This window comes from Sphingomonas arenae, assembly GCF_016924655.1.
GTDB classification, from domain to species: domain Bacteria; phylum Pseudomonadota; class Alphaproteobacteria; order Sphingomonadales; family Sphingomonadaceae; genus Sphingomicrobium; species Sphingomicrobium arenae.
Genome location: NZ_JAFFJU010000001.1, coordinates 943,287 through 962,893 on the forward strand (window position 1 = coordinate 943,287; position 19,607 = coordinate 962,893).

A 19,607-nucleotide genomic window follows, 5' to 3' on the forward strand; every position below is an offset into this window, starting at 1 on the left:
CGCAAGGCTCTAGAGCGCCAGCCCCATGGTGCGTGTGACCTGGGACGAGACGCTGGACTGGGCGGGCCGGCACTGGCGAGCCATCGTGGTGGTCGCCTGGGCCTGCGCATGCGCCTGGATGCTCTATCAGCGCTGGACCGGCATCCACTGGTTCGCGCTGTCCGACACCGACGACAATCTGCGGATGGCGCAGGTGCGGGCGTGGCTCGGCGGGCAGGACTGGTACGACCTTCGCCAGTACAAGCTCGATCCGCCCGCGGGCGCGAACATCCACTGGTCGCGCGTCGTGGACCTGCCGATCGCGGGGCTGATCCTGCTGGGACGACTGTTCACCAACGGCCCGAATGCCGAGCGGTTCGCGGTCGCGGTGGCGCCGCTGCTGCCCTACCTGCTGCTGGGTCTCGCCGTCGCGCTGAGCGTGCGCCGGCTGATCCATCCGGCCGCTTTCGTGGTGGCGCTGGGCACCCTGTTCTTCGCGGGGTCGACCAACGGCATGTTCATGCCGCTGCGCATCGATCACCATGGCTGGCAGATTGCGCTGCTGGCGGTGGCGGTTGCGGGCCTCGCCGACCCACGGCCGGCACGCGGCGGGCTGACCACCGGCCTGGCCAGCGCCCTGTCACTGAGCATCGGGCTGGAAATGCTGATCTACCTGGCGATCGCCGGGGCAGCCCAGGTGCTGATGTGGGTAGACGAGGCAGGTCAACGGCGGCGCATCGCGGCTTATGGCGTAAGCCTAGCCGGGGGAGCGACCATCGGCTTCCTGCTGTTCGCGAGCTACGCCAACCGGGCGCCGGTCTGCGATGCCCTGTCGCCGGTCTGGCTGAGCGACGCGCTGATTGGGGGAGCGCTGCTGACGCTGCTCGCCTGGTGGTCGCCCGCGGGCTGGCCCAAGCGAATGCTCGGCGCCGCGGCAGCGGGTGTGGTGGTCGCCGCTTTCCACGCGTTGGCCTGGCCGCACTGCCTCAGCCGGCTGGAGGGGGTCTCGCCCGAGGTCCAGCGGCTGTGGCTGGACAATGTGCGGGAGGCCAAGCCGCTCTACGAGCATACGCAGCAGACCATCCTGATGGTCGCGACGCTGCCGGTCATTGGCGTCATCGGCTGGATCGCGCTGGCATGGCGCAACCGGCGGGACCGCGACCTGTTCCGGCGGACGGTGGCGATTGGAGCCATTGCGATCGCGGCGGCGCTGCTGCTGTTGTGGCAGACCCGGGCGGGCCCCTCGGCGCAGATGCTGGCGATCCCGGGAGCGGTGGCGCTGGCGTGGATCCTGCTGCCCTGGGCATGGCACGCGAAGAACCCGGTGCTGTTCGCGCTGGGGGTGATCGGCGCGGTCCTGCTCGGCTTCGGGGCCGCGGCGCCATTGGCGCGGGGCTTCCTCCCCTCGCCGCCGCAGACGGAGCGCGAGCGGATGGTGAATCGTGCCAACCGGCTGTGCCCGACCCTGTCGGCGATGCGCCCCGTGGCGCTGCAGCCCAAGGGCACGATCTTCACCTTCGTCGACCTGGCGCCGCGGGTGATCTCGGTCACCCATCACAGCAGCATCGCGGGCCCTTACCACCGCAATGGTGAGGCGATCGGCGACGTGATGAAGGCGTTCCGCGGCGATGCCGCCAATGCGCGCGCGATCATCGCGGACAAGTATCGCGCGGACTACGTGCTGGTCTGCCCAATGATGAGCCAGGCGACGGTGTTCATGGCCTCCGCGCCGCGCGGCTTCTACGTGCAGCTGGCGAACGGTCGCGCGCCCGAGTGGCTGCGGCCGATTGATCTCGGCAAGGACAGCCCGCTCCGGATGTGGCGGGTGGTGCGTTAGCCGGCGAGGCCCGGCAGGCTCCGCTCCAGCCCGTCCAGCACGAACTGCACCGCTAGCGCGGCCAGGATCACGCCGAGGATGCGGGTGATCATCGCTTCCAGCTTGGCGCCGATCAGCCGCATTAGTGGCCCGGCGAGCAGCAGGGCGATCAGCGTCAGGACGATGACGGCGGTCATTGCCGACAGGACAATGATCCCCTCCACGGTGCCCTGGGCCCGGGCGGAGAGCAGCATGATCGAGGCGATGGAGCCTGGCCCCGCGATCATCGGAATCGCCATGGGGAAAACGGAGATGTCGTCGGCCTCGGGCGTGCCTTCGATATCGCGGGCGCGCTCCTCGCGGCGCTCGGTGCGGCGCTCGAACACCATGTCGAGGGCGATCATGAACAGCATGATGCCGCCCGCCAGCCGAAAGGCGGACAGGCTGATACCGAGGGTGCGCAGCAGTGGCTCACCGAGCAGGGCGAAGAAGACGAGGATGCACCAGGCAACAAGCACGGAGCGGATCGCCATGCGCCGGCGGTGGGCCGCATCGGTGCCCTTGGTCAGTCCGGCGAAGATGGGCGCGCAGCCGGGCGGGTCAATGATGACCGCAAGCGTGATGAAGGCCGAAGTGAAAAGCTCGATCACGACTTGGGAGCGGCGACCTGCTGGTCAAGCGCGGTGACGTAGGCGCGGCCATTCCACAGCTTGGTCTCGAAGCGGCGGGAGCCGTCCTTTGCGACCCGCCACTCCCAGATCAGGGTGCCGTCGGCCGAGCGGCCCTGGCCTGCGTCCGCTGGGGGCTTGCCGGCGATCAGGGCGGTCGGCTCGGTCGCAGCGCGGTAAGCGGCAGGGATGGCCTTGAGGTTGCCGCAGCTCGCGCGGCGGACAGATGCGCGGCGAGGACGCGGGAGCCGGGTCTTGAGCTCGTCACCCCCGTCCACGCTCCACTTCCAGCCACCGTCCTGCTGCTTCAGCCACACGGTGGTGAAATAGCCGTGCAAGTTCCGGTCGCGGATCAGCCACGGGCCCGTGTTCACCGCACTGCGGCGATCGCAGGACACGAAGCTGCGGGCCGGCCACCACTCGACGGAGCGGGGCGGATCCTTGCGGTTCCTCAGGAACTCGTGCGCCCACACGGCCTGTGGGTTGAACATGACAGCCGAGGGCTCCGCATATTCGCGGAAGGCGGTCCACTGACCAACCTGCTGCGCGCGAGCGGCAAAGGCGCGTTCCGCATCGACGGCAGTCGGGGCGGCGGCAGCGGCGAGCAGGATGGAAAGCATCTACAGGTCCTCCGGTACCTTGAGGCCGGCGCGCCGGTGCGCCGCGACCAGGGTGTTACGCAGCAGCATGGCGATGGTCATCGGCCCGACGCCGCCAGGCACCGGCGTGATCGCGCCCGCGACCTCCCGCGCCTCGTCGAAGGCGACATCGCCGACCAGCCGGGTCTTGCCGTCCTCATCGGCTGCGACCCGATTGATGCCGACGTCGATCACGGTGGCGCCGGGCTTGATCCAGTCGCCGCGGACCATCTCGGGACGGCCGACCGCCGCCACCAGGATGTCGGCGCGGCGACAGATGGCCGGCAGGTCGCGGGTTCGGCTGTGCGCGATGGTCACGGTCGCGCTTTCGCCGAGCAGCAGCATGGCCATGGGCTTGCCGACGATGTTGGAACGGCCGATCACCACGGCTTCCGCGCCGCTCAGGTCCCCCAGCTGCTCCTTCAGGAGGTGCAGGCAGCCGAGCGGCGTGCAGGGCACCAGCGCATCCGCCCCGACCGCGAGCCGGCCTGCATTCACCACATGGAAGCCGTCGACGTCCTTGGCCGGATCGATCGCATCGATCACCCGCGCCGCATCGATCTGGTCTGGCAAAGGCAGCTGGACGAGAATGCCGTCCACCTGCTCATCGCGGTTCAGCTGCTCGACGAGCGCCAGCAGGTCCGCCTCGCGCGTGTCGACCGGAAGCTGATGCGAGAAGCTCTGCATTCCCGCCTCGCGGGTCGCCTTGCCCTTGGAGCGGACGTAGACTCCGCTGGCCGGGTCTTCGCCCACCAGGACAGTCGCCAGGCCCGCCGCTCGCCCGGTGCTTGCGCGGAAGAAGTCGGCCGTGATCGCCAGCCGCTGCCGCAGCGCCTCCGCCGCCGCGCGGCCGTCGATCAGCGCCGCGGCCATGTCAGATTGCGATGTCCGCGGCGAGCCCGGCGAGCAGCATCCGCACGATGGAGATCGCCAGCAGGAGAACCACGGGCGAGAGGTCCAGGCCGCCGAAGTCCGGCATGATCCGGCGGATCGGCCGGTAGAGCGGGTCGAGGAAACGCTCGAGCCCGACGAGGAAGCGCCGCACGCCCTCGCTGGACGTATTGATGACGTTGAAGGCAATGAGCCAGCTGAGGATGACCTGGAGGATGATGATCCAGGTCAGGACCCGAAGCAGCAGGTCGGCGATGTTGAAGAGCGCCAGGAGCATGAGGGCGGCTTAGCCGGGGAGTGTGACGGGAGCAACACGGCCCTAAGGGGCAAAGCGCTCCGGCTGGGCTTCGGCCAGCACGACTGCGAAGTCACGTGCCGGGTCGGTCCATTCGGCAACCGGGGTCCACCCGCCCGCCAGCAGCAGCATGCGCCCGCCGCGCGGTCCGTACTTGTGGCTGTTCTCGCTGTGGATGCTCTCGCCGTCGGCCAGGCGGAAGGTCTGTCCGGCCACGCTGAACTCAACGGCCCCGGTTGCGACCAGGTGCATCTCGACCCGGCTGAGGATGTCGTTCCAGCGCGCTTGATGGCGGAATTTCTGCACGGGGATGGTGCCGTCCAGCTCCCGGTTGATGCGGTGAAGCAAATTGAGGTTGAACGCGGCGGTGACGCCCTCCGGCTCGTCGTAGGCGGCGATCAGGCGGTCGATCGGCTTCACGCGGTCCATGCCGATCAGCAACAAGGCGCCGGTGCCCAGCGTGGCTCGGAAGTGGCGCAGCAGGTCGGTGGCACTATGCGGAACGAAGTTGCCGATGGTCGAACCGGGAAAGAAGCCGAGCACCGCATGGCCCGGGACCTCCGCCGGAAGGTCGATAGGCGTGGCGAAATCCGCCTCGACCGGGTGGATGGGGAGGCCCGGCAGCTTGGCCTCGAGTTCGACGGCACTGGCGCGCAGGTAGTCGCCGGAGATGTCCACGGGCACGTAGAGCGCCGGGCGAATGGCTTCGAGCAGGATCGGCGTCTTGGTGAGCGACCCTGCCCCGAACTCGACAACCGCCCGCCCGGGCCCGACCCGCTCCGCCAATTCCGGCATGATGTCGCGGAGCAGGGCCGTCTCGGTGGCGGTCGGATAATAGCTGCGCAACCGCGTGATCGCGTCGAACAGCTCCGACCCGCGCTGGTCGTACAGCCAGCGCGCGGGGATCGCCTTGGGGTGGCTCGCGAGGCCGCGCAGAACGTCAGTCCGGAACTGAGGGTCGGCGTCGTCAGAGGTCGCGGGCAAGGCGCACTCCCGTGAACTGCCAGCGGGCCGAAGGCGGGAAGAAATTGCGGTAGGATGCGCGGCTGTGCCCCCGCGGCGTGGCGCAACTCGCGCCCTTCAGGACGAACTGCCCGCACATGAACTTGCCGTTATATTCGCCGACGGTCCCCTCGACCGGCCGGAAGCCCGGGTAGGGCAGATAGGCCGAACCGGTCCAGTTCCAGACGTCGCCGAACAGCCCGCCGCCCGGGCGTGGAACCACGGGCCCGGCAGCATCCAGCTGATGACCCATGGCCGGGTTGGCGGACGCGGCCAGGCTCTCCCACTCCGCCTCGGTCGGCAGCCGGGCACCGGCCCAGCGGGCGAAGGCATCCGCTTCATAGTAGGAGACGTGCGCGACAGGTGCAGCACGGTCGACTTCACGCAGGCCGCCGAGCGTGAAGGCGGAGCCGTCCTCATGCCAGTAGAGCGGGGCGCGGATGCCTTCACGCTGCACCCAGTCCCACCCCTCGCTGAGCCACAGCGCGGGCGTCTCGTAGCCGCCGGCCGCAATGAACTCCCGCCACTCGCCGTTGGTAACGCAGCGCTGGGCGACGGCGTGGGGGTGCAGCAGCACGGAATGGCGCGGCCGCTCGCAATCGAAGGCGAAGGGGTGGCCCCCCGCCCCCACCTCGACCACGCCGGTAAGGCCGGGCAGCCAGGTCAGCGGTTCGGTGGCGTAGCAGGCGGGGGGCGGGAGCGCGCCATACGCGGGCTCCAGCGGGTTCTCGGCGAAGCTCGCCAGAATGTCGGTCAGGAACAGCTCCTGGTGCTGCTGCTCATGCTGGATGCCGAGTTCGATCAGGCCCAGCACCCCGGGAGCGAGGTCCGGCAGAGCCCGGTCCAGTGCCTCGTCGACGTGGGCGCGCCAGCCCCGCACGTCGTCCAGGCTGGGCCGGCTGATCATTCCCCGCCGCGCCCGGGCCAGGCGCTCTCCTTCCCCCTCGTAATAGCTGTTGAAGAGATAGGCCCAGCGTTCGTCGAACGGCTGGTAACCGGGCACATGATCGCGCAGCACGAAGGTCTCGAAGAACCAGGTCGTGTGCGCCAGGTGCCATTTGGCGGGAGATGCGTCGGGATGCGGCTGGATCGTTGCGTCCGCATCACTGAGCGGCGCCGCGAGGTCGAGCGTCAGCTGCCGTGTCGCGCAGAGGCGGCCGGCAAGTGTCGGCCCGGTCAGTTCTGGCGCGTGGCGCCGGGTTGCCACAGCACGTCGCCTCCTGCGTGCGCCGCCTCCCAGCGGGCGGCAACGAAGAGATGGTCGGACAAGCGGTTGAGGTATGCAAGGGCCTGGGCGTTGAGCTGCTCGGCTTCCGCAAGCGCCACCGCGGCCCGCTCAGCCCGCCGGACCACTGCGCGAGCGAGGTGAAGTGCCGCGACGGCCGGTGATCCACCGGGCAGGATGAAGCTTGTCAGCGGTGCAAGATCGGCGTTCATCGCGTCGATCTCCTCCTCCAACCGCTCCACCTGACGTGGAACGATGCGGAGGGCGCCTTCCATCTCGCCAGGCGTGGCGAGGTCCGCTCCGAGGTCGAACAGCTCGTTCTGGATGCGGGTGAGCCGGTCGGCGGTGGCCCCCTCGACCAGCGTCAGGGCGACGCCGACGGCGCAGTTCGCCTCGTCCACCTCACCGATGGCGGTGAGCCGCAGCCCGGCCTTGCTGGCGCGGCTGCCGTCGACCAGGCCGGCGGTGCCGCCGTCGCCCGTGCGGGTGTAGATCTTGTTGAGCTTGACCAGCTTAGCGCCCGCCGCCGGCCAGGATCAGGATCAGGGCGGCGATGAAGATCGCAATGCCCTGGTAAAGGACGCGCTTGCGCATCCATTGCTGCTGCTGCTCCTGGTTGCCGACTTTACCCGACGCCATGGCGATAACGCCCCGCACGAGGACGTAGGCAGTCGCGGCCATCGCCACGAGCAGGAGGATGATGAGAATGGTGGACATGATGCCCTCTATCTAGGGTGTGAGCAGCCGAAAGCCAGACGGGAGAACGCCGGTAGCAAGGCTTCGGGCCAGTTCCCGGCCATTCACCCCCGCTTCGCGCATCGCCGCCAAGGTCGGGGCCTGGTCGCGCTTGGCAAGGCGGCGGCCATCCTGGTGAGTGACGAGCGGGTGGTGGAGGTAGGTCGGTTCGGGCAGGCCGAGTAGCACCTGAAGGAGCCGCTGGACCGGCGTGGATGGCCTGAGATCCGCTCCGCGCACGACGTGGGTGACTCCCGTCGCGGCGTCGTCGATCACGCAGGCCAGATGGTAGGAGGATGGCGCGTCCTTGCGGGCGAGGATGGCGTCGCCGATCTGCGCGGGATCGGAGGAGAAGGCGGTCTCGTCCGCCTCCCGCCAGCCCGGCAGGCCGGCGCGGGCGATGGCTTCGGCGCTGTTCAGCCGCCAGCTGTGCGGCGTAGTGGCGCGACGCTCGGGATCATCCGGGCGGCCACGGCAGGTGCCTGGATAGGCCGACCCCGCGTCACCATGCGGGGCGGTCAGCGAGGCGGCGATATCCGCACGCGTGCAGAAGCAGGGGTAGACCAGCCCGTCTGCCTTCAGGCGCTCCAGTGCTTCTGCGTAGAGCATGGTGCGCTGCGACTGGACCAGTAGCTCGCCGTCATGGCTGAGGCCGAGCCAATCGAGGTCCTCGAGAATGCCGCCGACGAACTCGGGACGGCTCCGGCCCGGGTCGAGGTCCTCGATCCGCAGCAGCCAGCGATCCGCGGCCTGGCGGCCCAGAACCGCGCTGTAGGCATGGCCGAGATGCAGGCGCCCGGTAGGAGATGGCGCGAAGCGGGAACTGATCACCAGCTGGACCGTCCCTCTTGACGATGAATCCGCAATGGCCGATTCATCATCCCGTCACGCCGGGTTGGCATCCGGCAGGGCAGGGCAAGCGGCCGACAACGGCCTCTCCCCTTGCGTGCGACGGGGCCGGAGGGTGCAGGTTCGGTCAGAACCGACCTGGAGGCGCGCGCACTCGTGTACCAACCCGATCTCATCCGCCACCCCGACAGCTGCCCGGCGCTGGTGCTCAACGCCGATTACACCCCGCTCTCCTACTATCCGCTGAGCCTTTGGCCATGGCAGACGGCGGTCAAGGCAATGTTCCTCGAGCGCGTGGACGTGGTCGCCCATTATGATCGCGAGGTCCATTCGCCCACCCATACGCTCAAGCTCCCCAGCGTCATCGCGCTGCGCCAGTTCGTCCGCCCGAACGAATATCCAGCCTTCACCCGCTTCAACCTGTTCCTGCGCGATCGCTTTCGCTGCGTCTATTGCGGCAGCCACAAGGAACTGACCTTCGACCATGTCATTCCCCGGGCGCAGGGTGGACGGACCACGTGGGAGAATGTCGCGACCGCCTGCGCTCCGTGCAACCTCAAGAAGGGCGGACGCACTCCCCGGCAAGCCGGGATGCCGATCCACCGCGAGCCGATCCGGCCGACCAGCTGGCAGTTGCAGGACCACGGCAAGAGCTTTCCGCCCAACTACCTCCATTCCAGCTGGCGCGATTACCTCTACTGGGATGTCGAGCTGGAGCCCTGAAGCATCGGCTCCGGGTCAGTTCTTAGCGTTGCGTTAACTATTTTGGAGCGAGAGTCGGCCCATGGCTCCGGACGCTCCTTCCTCCGCTCGCAACGGCCCACGCATCCTGGTGGTGAGCGGCAACCGCTCGCACCTGGCGCTGCTGGCCCGCCGCCTTGGCGAGGAAGGCTACCGCATTTCCGTGGCAGACACGGGCGCCAGCGCGCTCAGCGAGCTTCAGCGGGTCGGCGCGGACCTGGTGCTTTCCGAATTGCAGATGAGCGGCATGTCCGGGCCGGACCTTACCCGTGCAATCCGGGGCGAGACGGCGTGGGCCGACCTGCCGGTGATGCTGATCGCCGGGCGGGACGATCCCACGGCGGCGGTCCGGGCCTATGAGGCCGGCGCCGACGACGTCATCCTGAAGCCGTTCCACTTCGAAGTGCTGACCGCGCGCATCGAACGCCGCCTCGCCAGTGCCCGATCCCTCGCGGAACTGCGTGAGGACATGGCTGCGCTTGATGCACGCGTGGTCGAGCGGGCGATCGAATTGGGTGAGCTCAAGGACCGCTATTATGCGACCGAAGCGGAGCTGCGGCGGCTGGCGGGGATGGTTAGCGCGTAACCGTCACCCCGGGCCTGACCCGGGGCCCGCCTGCCTTCTTTCTCGTGAGCTGCAAGGGAAGGCAGACCCCGGATCAAGTCCGGGGTGACGTTGACCCTTGCATGAACTCCCGCACCACCGGGCCGAGATCCTCCCGCTGCAGCGCAAGTGCGAGCGTCGCCAGCACATAGCCCTGCCGGTCGCCGCAGTCGTGGCGCACGGCGTCGACCTTCACGGCATGGAACGGCTGCTTGCCGATCAGCTTGGCCATGGCGTCGGTGAGCTGGATTTCGCCGCCCGCGCCAGTCTCCTGCGCATCGAGTTCGCGCATCACTTCGGGCTGCAGGATGTAGCGGCCGATCACCCCCAGGCGTGACGGAGCAACCTCCGGCTCCGGTTTTTCGACCAGACCGCGGACTTCGGTGAGGTTGCCGTCGCTCGCACCGGGAGTGACGATGCCGTAGCTGCCGGTCTTCTCGGGTGCGACTTCCTCGGCGCAGACGATGTTGCCGCCGACCCGGTTGTAGGCGTCCACCATCTGCTTGAGGGCACCGGGAGTGCCCGCCATCAGGTCGTCCGGCAGCAGCACGGCGAACGGCTCGTCCCCGACCACGTGCCGCGCGCACCAGACCGCATGGCCAAGACCCAGAGGCTGCTGCTGGCGGACCGAGATCAACTCGCCGTACGGCACGCGGGACGGCTCCAGCGGAGCGAGGCTCTTGCCCTTCTCGCGCATGGTCGCCTCCAGTTCGAAACTGACGTCGAAATAGTCGACCAGGCTCCACTTGCCGCGCCCGGTAACGAAGATCAGCTGCTCGATCCCTGCCTCGCGCGCTTCGTCCACGGCATATTGGATCAGCGGACGGTCGATCACCGTCAGCATCTCCTTGGGCATGGTCTTGGTCGCGGGGAGCAGGCGGGTGCCGAGGCCGGCCACCGGGAAGACGGCCTTGCGAAGCGGTTTGATGGTCATTGGGGGGTCGCGGGTCCTGGATCGTCGGTTCTGTTTTCGGCCTCGCCGTCGGTTTCCGCCGCGGGCGCGGCGCCTCCGTCGGGTGGCGGCAGGTCAAAGCGGTCGGCCCGCCGCGGTTCCGAGCGACGGAGGATTTCGTCCACCCGCTCCGGCTGGGCATAAGGCGGCGGCGTCAGCAGCTCTTCCGGGGTCGGCGTGGTTCGCGCGAGCTTCGGTTTCACCGGCAGCGAGCCGCCGGGCGGAGGCTCGAGCTCGCCGATGCGCCCGCAGCCCGCCAGCAGCAGAAAGGCCAGCGTGACAGCGGCGGTCCGGCCTCTTATCCCTCCCGCCATGCGCGTGATCATCCTCCTCGCCGGGCTCCTGGCCCTCGCCGGCTGCGATAGGCAAAAGGCCGCGGAGCAGCAAGGCACCCCCGCCGCTGCCGCGCCCACCGGCCCGCAAGCCGGGCTGGACCGGAGTCAGGCGGGCAAGGCGGCGCCTTCAGTGACGTTCCGCAACCCCGACGGCGAAGAGACCAGCCTCGCCGAGTTCCGGGGCAAGCCGGTGCTGGTGAACCTGTGGGCCACCTGGTGCGCGCCCTGCGTCAAGGAACTGCCGACGCTGGATGCGCTGGCCGATCGCCCCGGAGCGCCGCAAGTGATGGCCCTGTCCCAGGACATGGGCGACCAGGCGAAGGTGAAGGCGTTCCTCGGCGACAAGGAGATTGCGCTCGAGCCCTTCCAGGACGCCGACATGGCGATGAGCTCCGCGCTGGGCGCCAGCATCCTGCCGACGACGGTGCTCTACGGCTCCGACGGCAAGGAGATCTGGCGCTACACGGGCGACCTCGACTGGACCGGCCCGGAAGCCGCCGCGCTCCTCAAGGAAGCGCGGTAACCCGGCGCGGCATCAATCGCCCATCGATCGCCGCAAGGCCGAGCCCGATCAGCAGCAGCCCCGCGAGATCGCGGCCCGCCAGCACCTCGCCCAACAGCAGGCCGCCCAGCAGGATGGCAGCGGGCGGGACCAGCAGGGTCACCAGCAAGGCGTTGGTGGCTCCTGCGGAATGGATCAGCTGGAAATAGAGGATGTAGCCGATCGCCGTGCACAATACCGCAAGTGCGATCAGCGCTCCCCAGCCCTCGATCGGCATAGCGGGCAGCAGCCACGGACGGTCCACCAGCAACGCTACCGGCGTCATCAGGACGGCGCCGGCGGTGAGCTGTCCCGTCGCGACTGCGGTCGGCGTGACCCCGAGTGCGCGGAACCGGCGGGCCCAGACTCCCGCGACCGCGTAGAGCAGGGCAGCGACGACGCAGGCCAGTTCCGCCATCAGGGTTCCGTCGGCTCCGGCGATGTCCGGCCCGAGCATTACCAGCAATCCGCCGAACCCGAGCAGCAGACCGAGCGTTCGCAGCGGCGTCAGCGGCTCATCCCGGGTGAAGAAGTGAGCCACGATGACGCCCCAGATTGGGGAGGTGGCATTGAGGATCGAGGCGAGGCCGCTGGCGATCTGAGTCTGAGCCCAGCCGAACAGCGCGAAGGGCACCAGATTGTTGAGCAGGGCCATGCCGATGATCGGCACCCAGGCTTCGCGCGGCAAGGCGATGCTCTCGCGGCGGACGGCGAAGTAGAGCCACAAGGCTGCGGACGCGAACAACACTCGCAGCCACACGTAAGTCAGTGGCGGAAGTGATCGCACCACGACATGGATGAAGACGAAGGCGCCGCCCCAGATGAGCGCCAGGAGCAGAAGCAACGACCATTCGCGCGCGGTCATGACTCGGTTGATCATCGGCTTCCCTTGCGCTCCGAACAGTCGGGTGGTGTCCCGAAGCTTGCGTCCAAACAGCTAGGCTGCAGCTAAGCGCGTTCGAGCGAAGCCGCCAACGAATAGCGGAAGGCTCGCGATAAGCTCGGCTTATGGTCAGTCGCGCAGGAGCTCGTTGATGCTGGTCTTGGACCGGGTCCGCTCGTCCACGCGCTTGACGATGACCGCGCAGGCGAGGCCGGGGCCGCCATCCTTGCCGGGCAGGACGCCGGGCACCACCACCGAATAGGCGGGAACGCGGCCGTAGATGACCTCGCCGCTCGCGCGATCGACGATCTTGGTGCTGGCACCCAGGAACACGCCCATGGACAGCACCGCGCCCTGCTCGACCACCACACCCTCGGCGACCTCCGAACGGGCACCGATGAAGCAATCGTCCTCGATGATCACCGGTCCCGCCTGCAGCGGCTCGAGTACGCCGCCGATCCCCGTGCCGCCGGAGATGTGGACGTTGCGCCCGATCTGGGCGCAGCTGCCGACCGTCGCCCAAGTGTCGACCATGGTGCCCTCGCCGACGCGCGCGCCGATATTAACGAAGCTGGGCATCAGCACCGCACCGGGTGCGATGTAGGCGCCGCGGCGGACGATCGCGCCCGGAACCGCGCGGAAGGCGGCGGTCTTGAACTCGGCCTCGCTCCAGCCGGCGAACTTGCTCGGCACCTTGTCCCACCAGTGCGACGCGCCCGGGCCGCCCGGGATCATCTCCATCGGGTTCAGGCGGAAGCTCAGCAGCACGGCCTTCTTGAGCCATTGGTGGACGGTCCAGTCGCCGTCGACCTTCTCGGCGATCCGCGCCTCTCCGGAATCGAGCAGCGCCAGTGCCCGGTCGACGGCCTGGCGCACCTCGCCCTTGGTCTCCGCGCCGATCCCGTCCCGCTCGTCCCAGGCGCGCTCGATGGTCCCCTGAAGATCGGTCACTCGTCATCTCCCAGCATGTCGTGCAGCCATTCGCCGACATCCGCGATGCGCAGGTCGACGATGGCCGGATCGTAATCGTGATTGCCGCGCTCGGAGCCGTTGTCGACCCACACGGTGGTCATGCCCAGCGTCTTCGCCGGCCGCAGGTTCTGGGCCATGTCCTCGACCAGCACCGCGCGGGTCGGATCGATGCCGAACCGCTCGCACAAGAGGCGGTAGCCGTGCGGGTTGGGCTTGGGCTTTAATTCGCTCGCATGGATGTCATGCAGATGGACGAAATGCTCGTGCACACCGATCGCCTGGAGCACCCGCGTGGCATAAGGCGCATCGCCGTTGGTGAAGACAAACTTGCGCCCGGGGAGCCGGCCCAGTCCGCGCGCCAGCCGCTGGTCGGGAGCGATGCGGTCGAGCGGAATGGCGTGCACGTCTTCGAGGAACTCGTGCGCGTCGACGCCATGCTCCGCCATCAGGCCCGCCAGCGTCGTCCCATGCGCGTGGAAGTGCGCCTTCTGCACGCGCCGCGCCTCGACCGGGTCACAATCGAGCAGCCGCTGGATGTACGCCCCCATCCGCTCGTCAATCAGCGCGAACAGCTGGGTCGACGCCGGATACAGGCAGTTGTCGAGGTCGAAGATCCAGTCCGTGACGTGGGCGAAGCGGGGGTCCATATTTTGACCGCGCCTAGCCCTCTCGCGAGGACTGAGCAAATCGTCAGGCGTCTTCGGTGAGTGCCTCCGCGACAATCTCCTCGGCGCGGGCGAACAGTGCGGGGTCGACCCTTGCGCCGGACGCGCCGCAATTCTCGACCACCTGCTCCGGCCGCGACGCTCCAGTAATGGCGCTCGCCACATTGGGTTCGCGCAGCACCCAGGCGAGCGCGAATTGCGTCAGGCTGAGCCCCGCCTCGGCCGCCACCGGCTTCAGCCGCTGTACGGCGTCCAGCACTTGCGGCTGGAGCAGCCGGTCCATCCAGCCGCTCATCTCCTCGCTGGTCGCCCGGGTGCCCTGGGGCAGCGGCTTGCCCGGTTCATATTTGCCGGTCAGCACGCCCTGGCCCAGCGGCGACCAGACGATCTGGCTGATGTTGTACCGGCGGCACACGGGGATGACCTCCGCCTCCGGTTGGCGCCACAGCAGGCTGTACTGCGGCTGGCTGGACACGAACTTGGCGCTGTACCCGAGGTCCATGGCCGCCTGGATGCGCTCGGCCGGCCATTCGGAGAAGCCGATGTAGCGCACCTTGCCGCTATCCACCGCGGCGGTCAGCGCCTCCATGGTCTCCTCCAGCGGCGTGTCCCAGTCGTAGCGATGACACTGGTAGAGGTCGATGTAGGGGGTCCGCAGTCGCTCGAGCGAGGCATCGAGCTGCTTTTCCACCTGGTCGCGGGACAGGCCCCTGTCCTCGTCGCTCATCGGAAAGAACAGCTTGGTCGCGAGCACGTAGCTATCGCGCGGCCGCCCGGCGAGCGCCTCGCCGAGGAACTCCTCGGCCGCGCCGCGGCCGTAGACGTTGGCCGTGTCGATGAAGTTGATGCCCTGCTCGAACGCGGTCTCCAGGCAGGCGCGCGCCTTGTCCGCTTCCACGCCCACGCCATAGGTCAGCCAGGATCCGAGGCTGATTTCCGAAACCGTGAGATCGCTGTCGCCAAGCCGCCGATATTGCATGTTGCCGCTCTCCTTTGCGGGGAGAACCCCTTGGTTGCGCGGTTCGATCCAGCTGTTCGCTCGTCCTGAGCGGAGTTCGCAGCGCGAACGTAGTCGAACGGCGTCGCTCATGAACGCCCTTCGACTGCGCTGCGCTCCGCTCAGGACGAGCGAGGGGTTGCCGTCGGGGGGCTTAGCACCGCCGCACTTTGCCGCTAGCGTCCGGCGCACGCATGGACATCTACCTTCCGATCGCCGGCATGTCGGTCAACGCTCTCTTCATCGTGGCTCTCGGCGGCCTCGTGGGAGTGCTGTCAGGACTGTTCGGGGTGGGCGGCGGGTTCCTGACGACGCCGCTGCTCATCTTCTACGGCATCCCGCCAACGGTGGCGGTGGCGTCGGCCACCACCCAGATCACCGGGGCGAGCGTGTCGGGGGCCCTCGCCCACATGCGGCGGGGCGGCGTGGACCTGCGCATGGGGCTGGTGATGATCGTCGGTGGGTTGTTCGGCAGCCTCGCGGGCGCGGGCATCTTCAGGCTGCTGCAGGCCAGCGGGCAGATCGATACGGTGATCGGCATCCTTTACGTCCTGCTGCTGGGCAGCATCGGCGTGCTGATGCTCCGGGACGCCGCCGTCGCGCTCGGCTGGATCACCCCGGCCGAGCGGACCGAGCCCAAGCCGCGCCACAACCGTTGGGTCGCGGGGCTGCCCTTGCGCTGGCGCTTCTACCAGAGCGGCCTCTACATCTCCCCGATCGCGCCGGTCCTGCTGGGCTTCGCGGCAGGGATCCTGACCGTCCTGCTCGGAATCGGCGGCGGGTTCATCCTCGTCCCCGCCATGATCTACCTGCTGGGCATGGCGGCCCGCGTGGTGGTCGGCACCAGCCTGGTCATGATTCTGGCGGTCAGCGCCGCCACCACCATGATCCATGCGCTGACCACCCAGTCGGTGGACATCGTGCTGGCGGGGCTATTGCTCGTCGGCGGCGTGATCGGTGCGCAATATGGCGCCATGCTGACCACCCGATTGAAGCCCGACCTGCTGCGGCTGGCGCTGGCACTAATCATCATCTCCGTGGCGCTCCGCATGGCCCTCGGCCTGACCTACCGCCCCGACGAGATCTTCTCGATCGAGTATCTGTGAGGCGGTTCGCTCCCATTGCCCTGGCGGTCGCCGCGCCGTTCCTGCTGGGACAGGCGGCGCCCAAGCTGGTGCCGGACGTGTCCAACCGGGCGGTCGAGATCCGCTACAGCTTCACCGGTGCCGACCTCCTGTTGTTCGGCGCCATCCTCTACCCGGGCGGCCGAACGCCCAATCGCCCGGCCGATGTCGCGGTGGTGCTGCGCGGGCCGGTGCAGCCCATCGTGCTGCGCGAGAAGCAGAAGATCGCGGGCATCTGGATGAACGCGGATTCCAACCGCTTCCGCTCGGCGCCGAGCTTCTATTCGGTGGCCTCGTCACGGCCGCTGCCCGACCTGATCGACGAGCGGACGGCGGCCGTCTACGAGCTCGGCCTCGAGAATCTCCAGCTCTCGCCGGGCGGCGGCGCACAGCCAGACAAGGCCCGCCGGTTCGAAGCCGGGCTGCTCGACCTCAAGCGGCGCGCCGGCCTCTACAGCGAGAACCCGTCGGGCGTGGAGATCAGTGAAGGGGTGCTCTACCGGGCCCGCATCTTCATCCCGAGCCAGGTGCCGGTCGGAACCTACACCGCCGAAACCTTCCTGATTGACCGGGGCAAGGTCCTGGCGGTCGCCACCAAGGAGATCGAGGTCAGCCAGGCAGGCGTGGAGCGCAGCATCGGCATCGCCGCGCGGCGCTACAGCCTGCTCTATGGACTTGCCGCCGTGTTGCTCTCCCTCGGCCTCGGCTGGGGTGCGGCCGCGCTGTTCCGTCGGAGGCTTTAGCGAATCTTTACGAGCGTCACGTTAACCGGTTGCCCGAACCAGTGTTTGTGGGAGTGGGTGCACGGTGACCGACAACGTCGAACTCAAGCAGTTTCTCGACGAGCTTTCGACCTATGCGGATGATGCGCCGACGGGCGGTCATGTGCCGACGTCGAGCGAGAAGCAGGCGCCCATCGGCCAGGTGCTGGAGATTGCCGGATCGGGCTCCCAGATCCGCATGGACCCGGAGCGGCTGAACACCCTCGCAGATCACAAGGATCCGTCGGTCGCCATGTCCGGCCAGGTCGGCAGCCAGGTGAAGATGGCCGTGGGCGCGTCGTGGCTGATCGCCAACGTGCGCACCATGCGGTCGGGCGAGGACGGCACCGTTCGCGCAGCGATCGACTTTCTCGGCGAGGGCGAGCGCCTGCAAAGCGGCGGAATGCGCAACTTCCGGCGCGGCGTCACCCGCTACCCGATTCCGGGCTCGGCGGTGCACCCGGTGACCACGGACGACCTCCGCTCCGTGTTCGCGGCTGCAGACGACGCCCACGTGGAGATCGGCACCGTCTACCCGACCGACGACATCCGCGGCGCGCTTTATGTCGATCCGATGCTGTCCAAGCACTTCGCGATCCTGGGTTCCACCGGTACCGGCAAATCCACGTCGGTCGCGCTGATCCTGCACCGGATCTCGCAGCTGTCTCCCGAGGGTCACATCGTGATGATCGACCCGCACGGCGAATATTCGGCCGCGTTCAAGGGTTGCGGCGAGCTGTTCAACGTCGACAACCTCCAGTTGCCCTACTGGCTGATGAACTTCGAGGAGCATTGCGAAGTGCTCCTGACGACCGACGGAGCCGAGCGGCAGCGGGACGCGGACATCCTCGCCAAGTGCCTGCTCGCCGCCCGCATGAAGACCAAGGCCGCGGAGCAGTTCGGCAAGGTGACGGTGGATTCGCCCATTCCCTATCTGCTGACCGACCTTAATGCGATCCTGGTCAACGAAATGGGCAAGCTTGACCGGGCCGGGGACACCACGCCGTTCCAGCGGCTCAAGACCAAGCTCGACGAGCTGAAGGCCGATCCGCGCTACGCGTTCATGTTCTCCGGCATGATGGTGTCGGACACGATGGGCAGCTTCATCGCCAAGCTTTTTCGCCTGCCCGCCAACGGCAAGCCGATCAGCATCGTCGACGTGTCGGGCGTGCCTTCCGACATCACCAGCGTCGTGGTGTCGGTGCTCGCGCGCATGGTGTTCGACTATGCGATCTGGTCGCGAACGGAAGCGCAGCGGCCGATCCTGCTCGTCTGCGAAGAGGCGCATCGCTACGTTCCCAAAGACGAGAATGCGGCCGGCCAGTCCGTGCGCCGCATCCTGGAGAGGATTGCCAAGGAAGGTCGTAAGTATGGCGTGTCGCTGGGCCTGATCACGCAGCGCCCGTCCGATCTGGCCGAAGGCGTGCTGTCGCAGTGCGGCACGATCATCTCCATGCGTCTCAACAACGATCGCGACCAGGCTTGCGTCCGAGCGGCCATGCCGGAAGGCGCGCGTGGTTTCCTCGATGCAATCCCGGCGCTCCGCAACCGCGAATGCATCGTCTGCGGTGAAGGCGTCGCAATCCCCATCCGCGTCCGCTTCGACGACCTTGAGCCGGAGAAGCGGCCAGCCTCCAGCGACCCGAGCTTCGCCGCTTTGTGGCGTGAGACCGGGGGCGAGGCGGACATCATCCAGCGCACCATCAAGCGCTGGCGCGGTCACGGGCGGTAAAGCGCGTACCGGGCGCGAGCCCTCACGGCGACTGCGGCTAGTCATCAAACCTTAGCGGGGGTATTGTCGAGCGCTCTTCGCTGGAGTGGGCGCGAGTGCTTACACCGCTCAGGATTCTGGCGCTGGCCTGCGCCCTGACCTGCTCCGTCGCGGCCAGCGGTGCGGGTGACGCCACTCCGTCGCGCTCGCTGCCCAAACCGCAGCCCGTGCCGCCTCGCCAGATGCCCCCGCTGCCGCCGGCGGTGCTGGACAACAGTCTCGCGATCGGCGGCGAGGACATCAATGCCCGCAAGATCGAGACCCGCATGACCGTGGAGGTGCGGGTCAATGGGCGCGGTCCATACCAGTTTCTCGTCGACAGCGGCGCAGACACCTCGGTGATCGGGTTGAACATCGCGCGAGACCTGAGACTGCCGGTTGGAACGCCCGTCACGCTGCACGGGATGACGGGAAGTGCGGTAGTTGGCCGTGTCCTGGTGGGCGAGCTGTCGCTCGGGCAGAGCACTCTTCACGACCTGGAGCTGCCGGCGCTGCGCGAATTCGACCTGGGTGGGCAGGGCATGATCGGGATCGATGCCCTGGTTCGACAGCGATTGATGCTGGACTTCGAAAAGCGTGTGATCAAGGCCGAGGATGCGCGCCGGCCGGCCGAGTACATGGATGGCGCGATCGTCATCACGGCGCGCCGCCAGCGCGGACAATTGATCCTCACGGAAGTGCGCGCCGCCGGCCTGCCGCTCGATGCGGTGATCGATACGGGATCCGAGATCACGATCGGCAATCTGGCTTTGCGGGACCGGCTGATCCGCGGAAACCGCAACAAGTTCTTCACCCTTTCCGCGACGGGCGTCACCGGCGTCACGGTTGAACTGCAACTCGCGCGCATCGCCGAGCTCCGCTTGGGGTCGGTCACCTTGCGCAACGTGCCGATTGCCTTTGCCGATGTGCCGCCCTTCACCGTCTTCGGGCTCAAGGAGGAGCCCGCACTGCTGCTGGGAACCGACTTGCTGTCGACATTCCGGCGAGTGTCGCTCGACTTTCGCTCCCGTAAGGTCCGCTTCCAGCTACGGAAGTGCGGGACCACAGGCGTGATCATCAGCACGTCGAGCCAGTTCTGGTCCACCCGCCTGTCCTCGGGAGAGGATGCGGCCGTGTGTCGACGCTAGCCGGCTCGCCTCCAAGTAGAACCCGGCCACGGCGAG

The 19,607-nt window shown here is 68.0% G+C and carries 23 protein-coding genes; 8 read left to right on the plus strand and 15 right to left on the minus strand.

All coding sequences use genetic code 11. The features are described from left to right. The first annotated feature begins 25 nt into the window (after positions 1 to 25). Complete coding sequence (locus tag JT720_RS04760) at positions 26 to 1,816, plus strand: AcrB/AcrD/AcrF family protein (RefSeq protein ID WP_205479721.1); 1,791 nt, start codon at positions 26 to 28, stop codon at positions 1,814 to 1,816. Here the strand turns inward: JT720_RS04760 and JT720_RS04765 are convergent. The 9 genes from JT720_RS04765 to gluQRS are packed head-to-tail and all read right to left on the minus strand — an operon-like array spanning position 1,813 to position 8,083. After that, positions 1,813 to 2,445 carry a MarC family protein gene (locus tag JT720_RS04765; RefSeq protein WP_205479722.1) on the minus strand — a complete coding sequence of 211 codons (633 nt, stop codon included), beginning with the start codon at positions 2,443 to 2,445 and terminating at the stop codon, positions 1,813 to 1,815. The genes JT720_RS04760 and JT720_RS04765 overlap by 4 nt on opposite strands. Next, the gene (locus JT720_RS04770; RefSeq protein ID WP_205479723.1) at positions 2,442 to 3,083 is read right to left on the minus strand and encodes a hypothetical protein; all 642 of its coding nucleotides are present in this window, start codon (positions 3,081 to 3,083) and stop codon (positions 2,442 to 2,444) included. Before JT720_RS04770 ends, JT720_RS04765 begins: the two co-directional genes overlap by 4 nt. Further along, positions 3,084 to 3,974 carry a bifunctional methylenetetrahydrofolate dehydrogenase/methenyltetrahydrofolate cyclohydrolase FolD gene (folD, locus tag JT720_RS04775; RefSeq protein ID WP_205479725.1) on the minus strand — a complete coding sequence of 297 codons (891 nt, stop codon included), beginning with the start codon at positions 3,972 to 3,974 and terminating at the stop codon, positions 3,084 to 3,086. A 1-nt stretch (position 3,975) separates the two neighbouring features. Further along, entirely contained in the window at positions 3,976 to 4,269 is a 294-nt protein-coding gene (locus JT720_RS04780; protein WP_205479726.1) for a YggT family protein, read from the minus strand. A 42-nt stretch (positions 4,270 to 4,311) separates the two neighbouring features. After that, the gene (gene egtD / locus JT720_RS04785; protein WP_205479728.1) at positions 4,312 to 5,271 is read right to left on the minus strand and encodes an L-histidine N(alpha)-methyltransferase; all 960 of its coding nucleotides are present in this window, start codon (positions 5,269 to 5,271) and stop codon (positions 4,312 to 4,314) included. Beyond that, entirely contained in the window at positions 5,255 to 6,496 is a 1,242-nt protein-coding gene (gene egtB / locus JT720_RS04790) for an ergothioneine biosynthesis protein EgtB (RefSeq protein ID WP_419555384.1), read from the minus strand. The genes egtD and egtB overlap by 17 nt, the downstream gene beginning before the upstream one ends. Next, positions 6,466 to 7,026: a cob(I)yrinic acid a,c-diamide adenosyltransferase gene (locus JT720_RS04795; protein WP_205480182.1), complete on the minus strand. Its 561-nt coding sequence runs from the start codon at positions 7,024 to 7,026 to the stop codon at positions 6,466 to 6,468. Before JT720_RS04795 ends, egtB begins: the two co-directional genes overlap by 31 nt. Position 7,027: 1 nt before the next feature. Further along, positions 7,028 to 7,231: an HIG1 domain-containing protein gene (locus JT720_RS04800; RefSeq protein ID WP_205479730.1), complete on the minus strand. Its 204-nt coding sequence runs from the start codon at positions 7,229 to 7,231 to the stop codon at positions 7,028 to 7,030. A 12-nt stretch (positions 7,232 to 7,243) separates the two neighbouring features. Further along, positions 7,244 to 8,083: a tRNA glutamyl-Q(34) synthetase GluQRS gene (gene gluQRS / locus JT720_RS04805; RefSeq protein ID WP_205480184.1), complete on the minus strand. Its 840-nt coding sequence runs from the start codon at positions 8,081 to 8,083 to the stop codon at positions 7,244 to 7,246. A gap of 171 nt (positions 8,084 to 8,254) precedes the next feature. Here gluQRS and JT720_RS04810 point away from each other — a divergent pair, with 171 nt between their 5' ends. After that, positions 8,255 to 8,821: an HNH endonuclease gene (locus tag JT720_RS04810; RefSeq protein WP_205479732.1), complete on the plus strand. Its 567-nt coding sequence runs from the start codon at positions 8,255 to 8,257 to the stop codon at positions 8,819 to 8,821. Between the two features lie 61 nt (positions 8,822 to 8,882). After that, positions 8,883 to 9,425 carry a response regulator gene (locus JT720_RS04815; RefSeq protein ID WP_205479734.1) on the plus strand — a complete coding sequence of 181 codons (543 nt, stop codon included), beginning with the start codon at positions 8,883 to 8,885 and terminating at the stop codon, positions 9,423 to 9,425. Between the two features lie 73 nt (positions 9,426 to 9,498). Here the strand turns inward: JT720_RS04815 and JT720_RS04820 are convergent, their stop codons facing one another. Then, on the minus strand, positions 9,499 to 10,377 hold the full coding sequence (locus JT720_RS04820; RefSeq protein ID WP_205479736.1) for a UTP--glucose-1-phosphate uridylyltransferase: 879 nt from the start codon (positions 10,375 to 10,377) through the stop codon (positions 9,499 to 9,501). Further along, entirely contained in the window at positions 10,374 to 10,721 is a 348-nt protein-coding gene (locus JT720_RS04825; protein ID WP_336511937.1) for a hypothetical protein, read from the minus strand. Before JT720_RS04825 ends, JT720_RS04820 begins: the two co-directional genes overlap by 4 nt. Between JT720_RS04825 and JT720_RS04830 the strand changes: the two genes are divergently transcribed. Beyond that, complete coding sequence (locus JT720_RS04830) at positions 10,708 to 11,253, plus strand: TlpA family protein disulfide reductase (RefSeq protein ID WP_205479739.1); 546 nt, start codon at positions 10,708 to 10,710, stop codon at positions 11,251 to 11,253. The two genes, JT720_RS04825 and JT720_RS04830, sit on opposite strands and share 14 nt — an antisense overlap. Here the strand turns inward: JT720_RS04830 and JT720_RS04835 are convergent. The 4 genes from JT720_RS04835 to JT720_RS04850 all read right to left on the minus strand — a co-directional run bounded on the left by JT720_RS04835 (position 11,237) and on the right by JT720_RS04850 (position 14,770). Beyond that, positions 11,237 to 12,151: a DMT family transporter gene (locus tag JT720_RS04835; RefSeq protein WP_205479741.1), complete on the minus strand. Its 915-nt coding sequence runs from the start codon at positions 12,149 to 12,151 to the stop codon at positions 11,237 to 11,239. The genes JT720_RS04830 and JT720_RS04835 overlap by 17 nt on opposite strands. A 132-nt stretch (positions 12,152 to 12,283) precedes the next feature. Further along, positions 12,284 to 13,105, minus strand: coding sequence for a 2,3,4,5-tetrahydropyridine-2,6-dicarboxylate N-succinyltransferase (gene dapD / locus JT720_RS04840; protein ID WP_205479742.1), 822 nt, complete (start codon positions 13,103 to 13,105; stop codon positions 12,284 to 12,286). After that, positions 13,102 to 13,773, minus strand: coding sequence for a pyrimidine 5'-nucleotidase (locus tag JT720_RS04845; protein ID WP_205479743.1), 672 nt, complete (start codon positions 13,771 to 13,773; stop codon positions 13,102 to 13,104). Before JT720_RS04845 ends, dapD begins: the two co-directional genes overlap by 4 nt. Before the next feature lie 43 nt (positions 13,774 to 13,816). Further along, entirely contained in the window at positions 13,817 to 14,770 is a 954-nt protein-coding gene (locus JT720_RS04850) for an aldo/keto reductase family protein (RefSeq protein ID WP_205479744.1), read from the minus strand. A 212-nt stretch (positions 14,771 to 14,982) separates the two neighbouring features. Between JT720_RS04850 and JT720_RS04855 the strand changes: the two genes are divergently transcribed. From JT720_RS04855 to JT720_RS04870, 4 genes are all read left to right on the plus strand, one after another. Next, a complete protein-coding gene (locus tag JT720_RS04855) occupies positions 14,983 to 15,894 on the plus strand; it encodes a sulfite exporter TauE/SafE family protein (RefSeq protein ID WP_205479745.1) in 912 nt (303 codons plus the stop codon). Then, complete coding sequence (locus JT720_RS04860) at positions 15,891 to 16,655, plus strand: TIGR02186 family protein (RefSeq protein WP_205479746.1); 765 nt, start codon at positions 15,891 to 15,893, stop codon at positions 16,653 to 16,655. The genes JT720_RS04855 and JT720_RS04860 overlap by 4 nt, the downstream gene beginning before the upstream one ends. Before the next feature lie 217 nt (positions 16,656 to 16,872). Further along, positions 16,873 to 18,405: an ATP-binding protein gene (locus JT720_RS04865; RefSeq protein ID WP_205480186.1), complete on the plus strand. Its 1,533-nt coding sequence runs from the start codon at positions 16,873 to 16,875 to the stop codon at positions 18,403 to 18,405. A gap of 95 nt (positions 18,406 to 18,500) precedes the next feature. Continuing rightward, positions 18,501 to 19,571: an aspartyl protease family protein gene (locus tag JT720_RS04870; protein WP_205479747.1), complete on the plus strand. Its 1,071-nt coding sequence runs from the start codon at positions 18,501 to 18,503 to the stop codon at positions 19,569 to 19,571. Positions 19,572 to 19,607 lie beyond the last annotated feature (36 nt).

Coding starts and splice junctions, on each gene's coding strand:
- JT720_RS04760 (WP_205479721.1), top strand. CDS start 26: ATGGTGCGTGTGACCTGGGACGAGACGCTGGACTGGGCGGGCCGGCAC.
- JT720_RS04770 (WP_205479723.1), bottom strand. CDS start 3,083: ATGCTTTCCATCCTGCTCGCCGCTGCCGCCGCCCCGACTGCCGTCGAT.
- folD (WP_205479725.1), bottom strand. CDS start 3,974: ATGGCCGCGGCGCTGATCGACGGCCGCGCGGCGGCGGAGGCGCTGCGG.
- JT720_RS04780 (WP_205479726.1), bottom strand. CDS start 4,269: ATGCTCCTGGCGCTCTTCAACATCGCCGACCTGCTGCTTCGGGTCCTG.
- JT720_RS04800 (WP_205479730.1), bottom strand. CDS start 7,231: ATGTCCACCATTCTCATCATCCTCCTGCTCGTGGCGATGGCCGCGACT.
- JT720_RS04815 (WP_205479734.1), top strand. CDS start 8,883: ATGGCTCCGGACGCTCCTTCCTCCGCTCGCAACGGCCCACGCATCCTG.
- JT720_RS04820 (WP_205479736.1), bottom strand. CDS start 10,377: ATGACCATCAAACCGCTTCGCAAGGCCGTCTTCCCGGTGGCCGGCCTC.
- JT720_RS04830 (WP_205479739.1), top strand. CDS start 10,708: ATGCGCGTGATCATCCTCCTCGCCGGGCTCCTGGCCCTCGCCGGCTGC.
- JT720_RS04825 (WP_336511937.1), bottom strand. CDS start 10,721: ATGATCACGCGCATGGCGGGAGGGATAAGAGGCCGGACCGCCGCTGTC.
- JT720_RS04835 (WP_205479741.1), bottom strand. CDS start 12,151: ATGATCAACCGAGTCATGACCGCGCGCGAATGGTCGTTGCTTCTGCTC.
- JT720_RS04845 (WP_205479743.1), bottom strand. CDS start 13,773: ATGGACCCCCGCTTCGCCCACGTCACGGACTGGATCTTCGACCTCGAC.
- JT720_RS04850 (WP_205479744.1), bottom strand. CDS start 14,770: ATGCAATATCGGCGGCTTGGCGACAGCGATCTCACGGTTTCGGAAATC.
- JT720_RS04855 (WP_205479745.1), top strand. CDS start 14,983: ATGGACATCTACCTTCCGATCGCCGGCATGTCGGTCAACGCTCTCTTC.
- JT720_RS04865 (WP_205480186.1), top strand. CDS start 16,873: ATGGACCCGGAGCGGCTGAACACCCTCGCAGATCACAAGGATCCGTCG.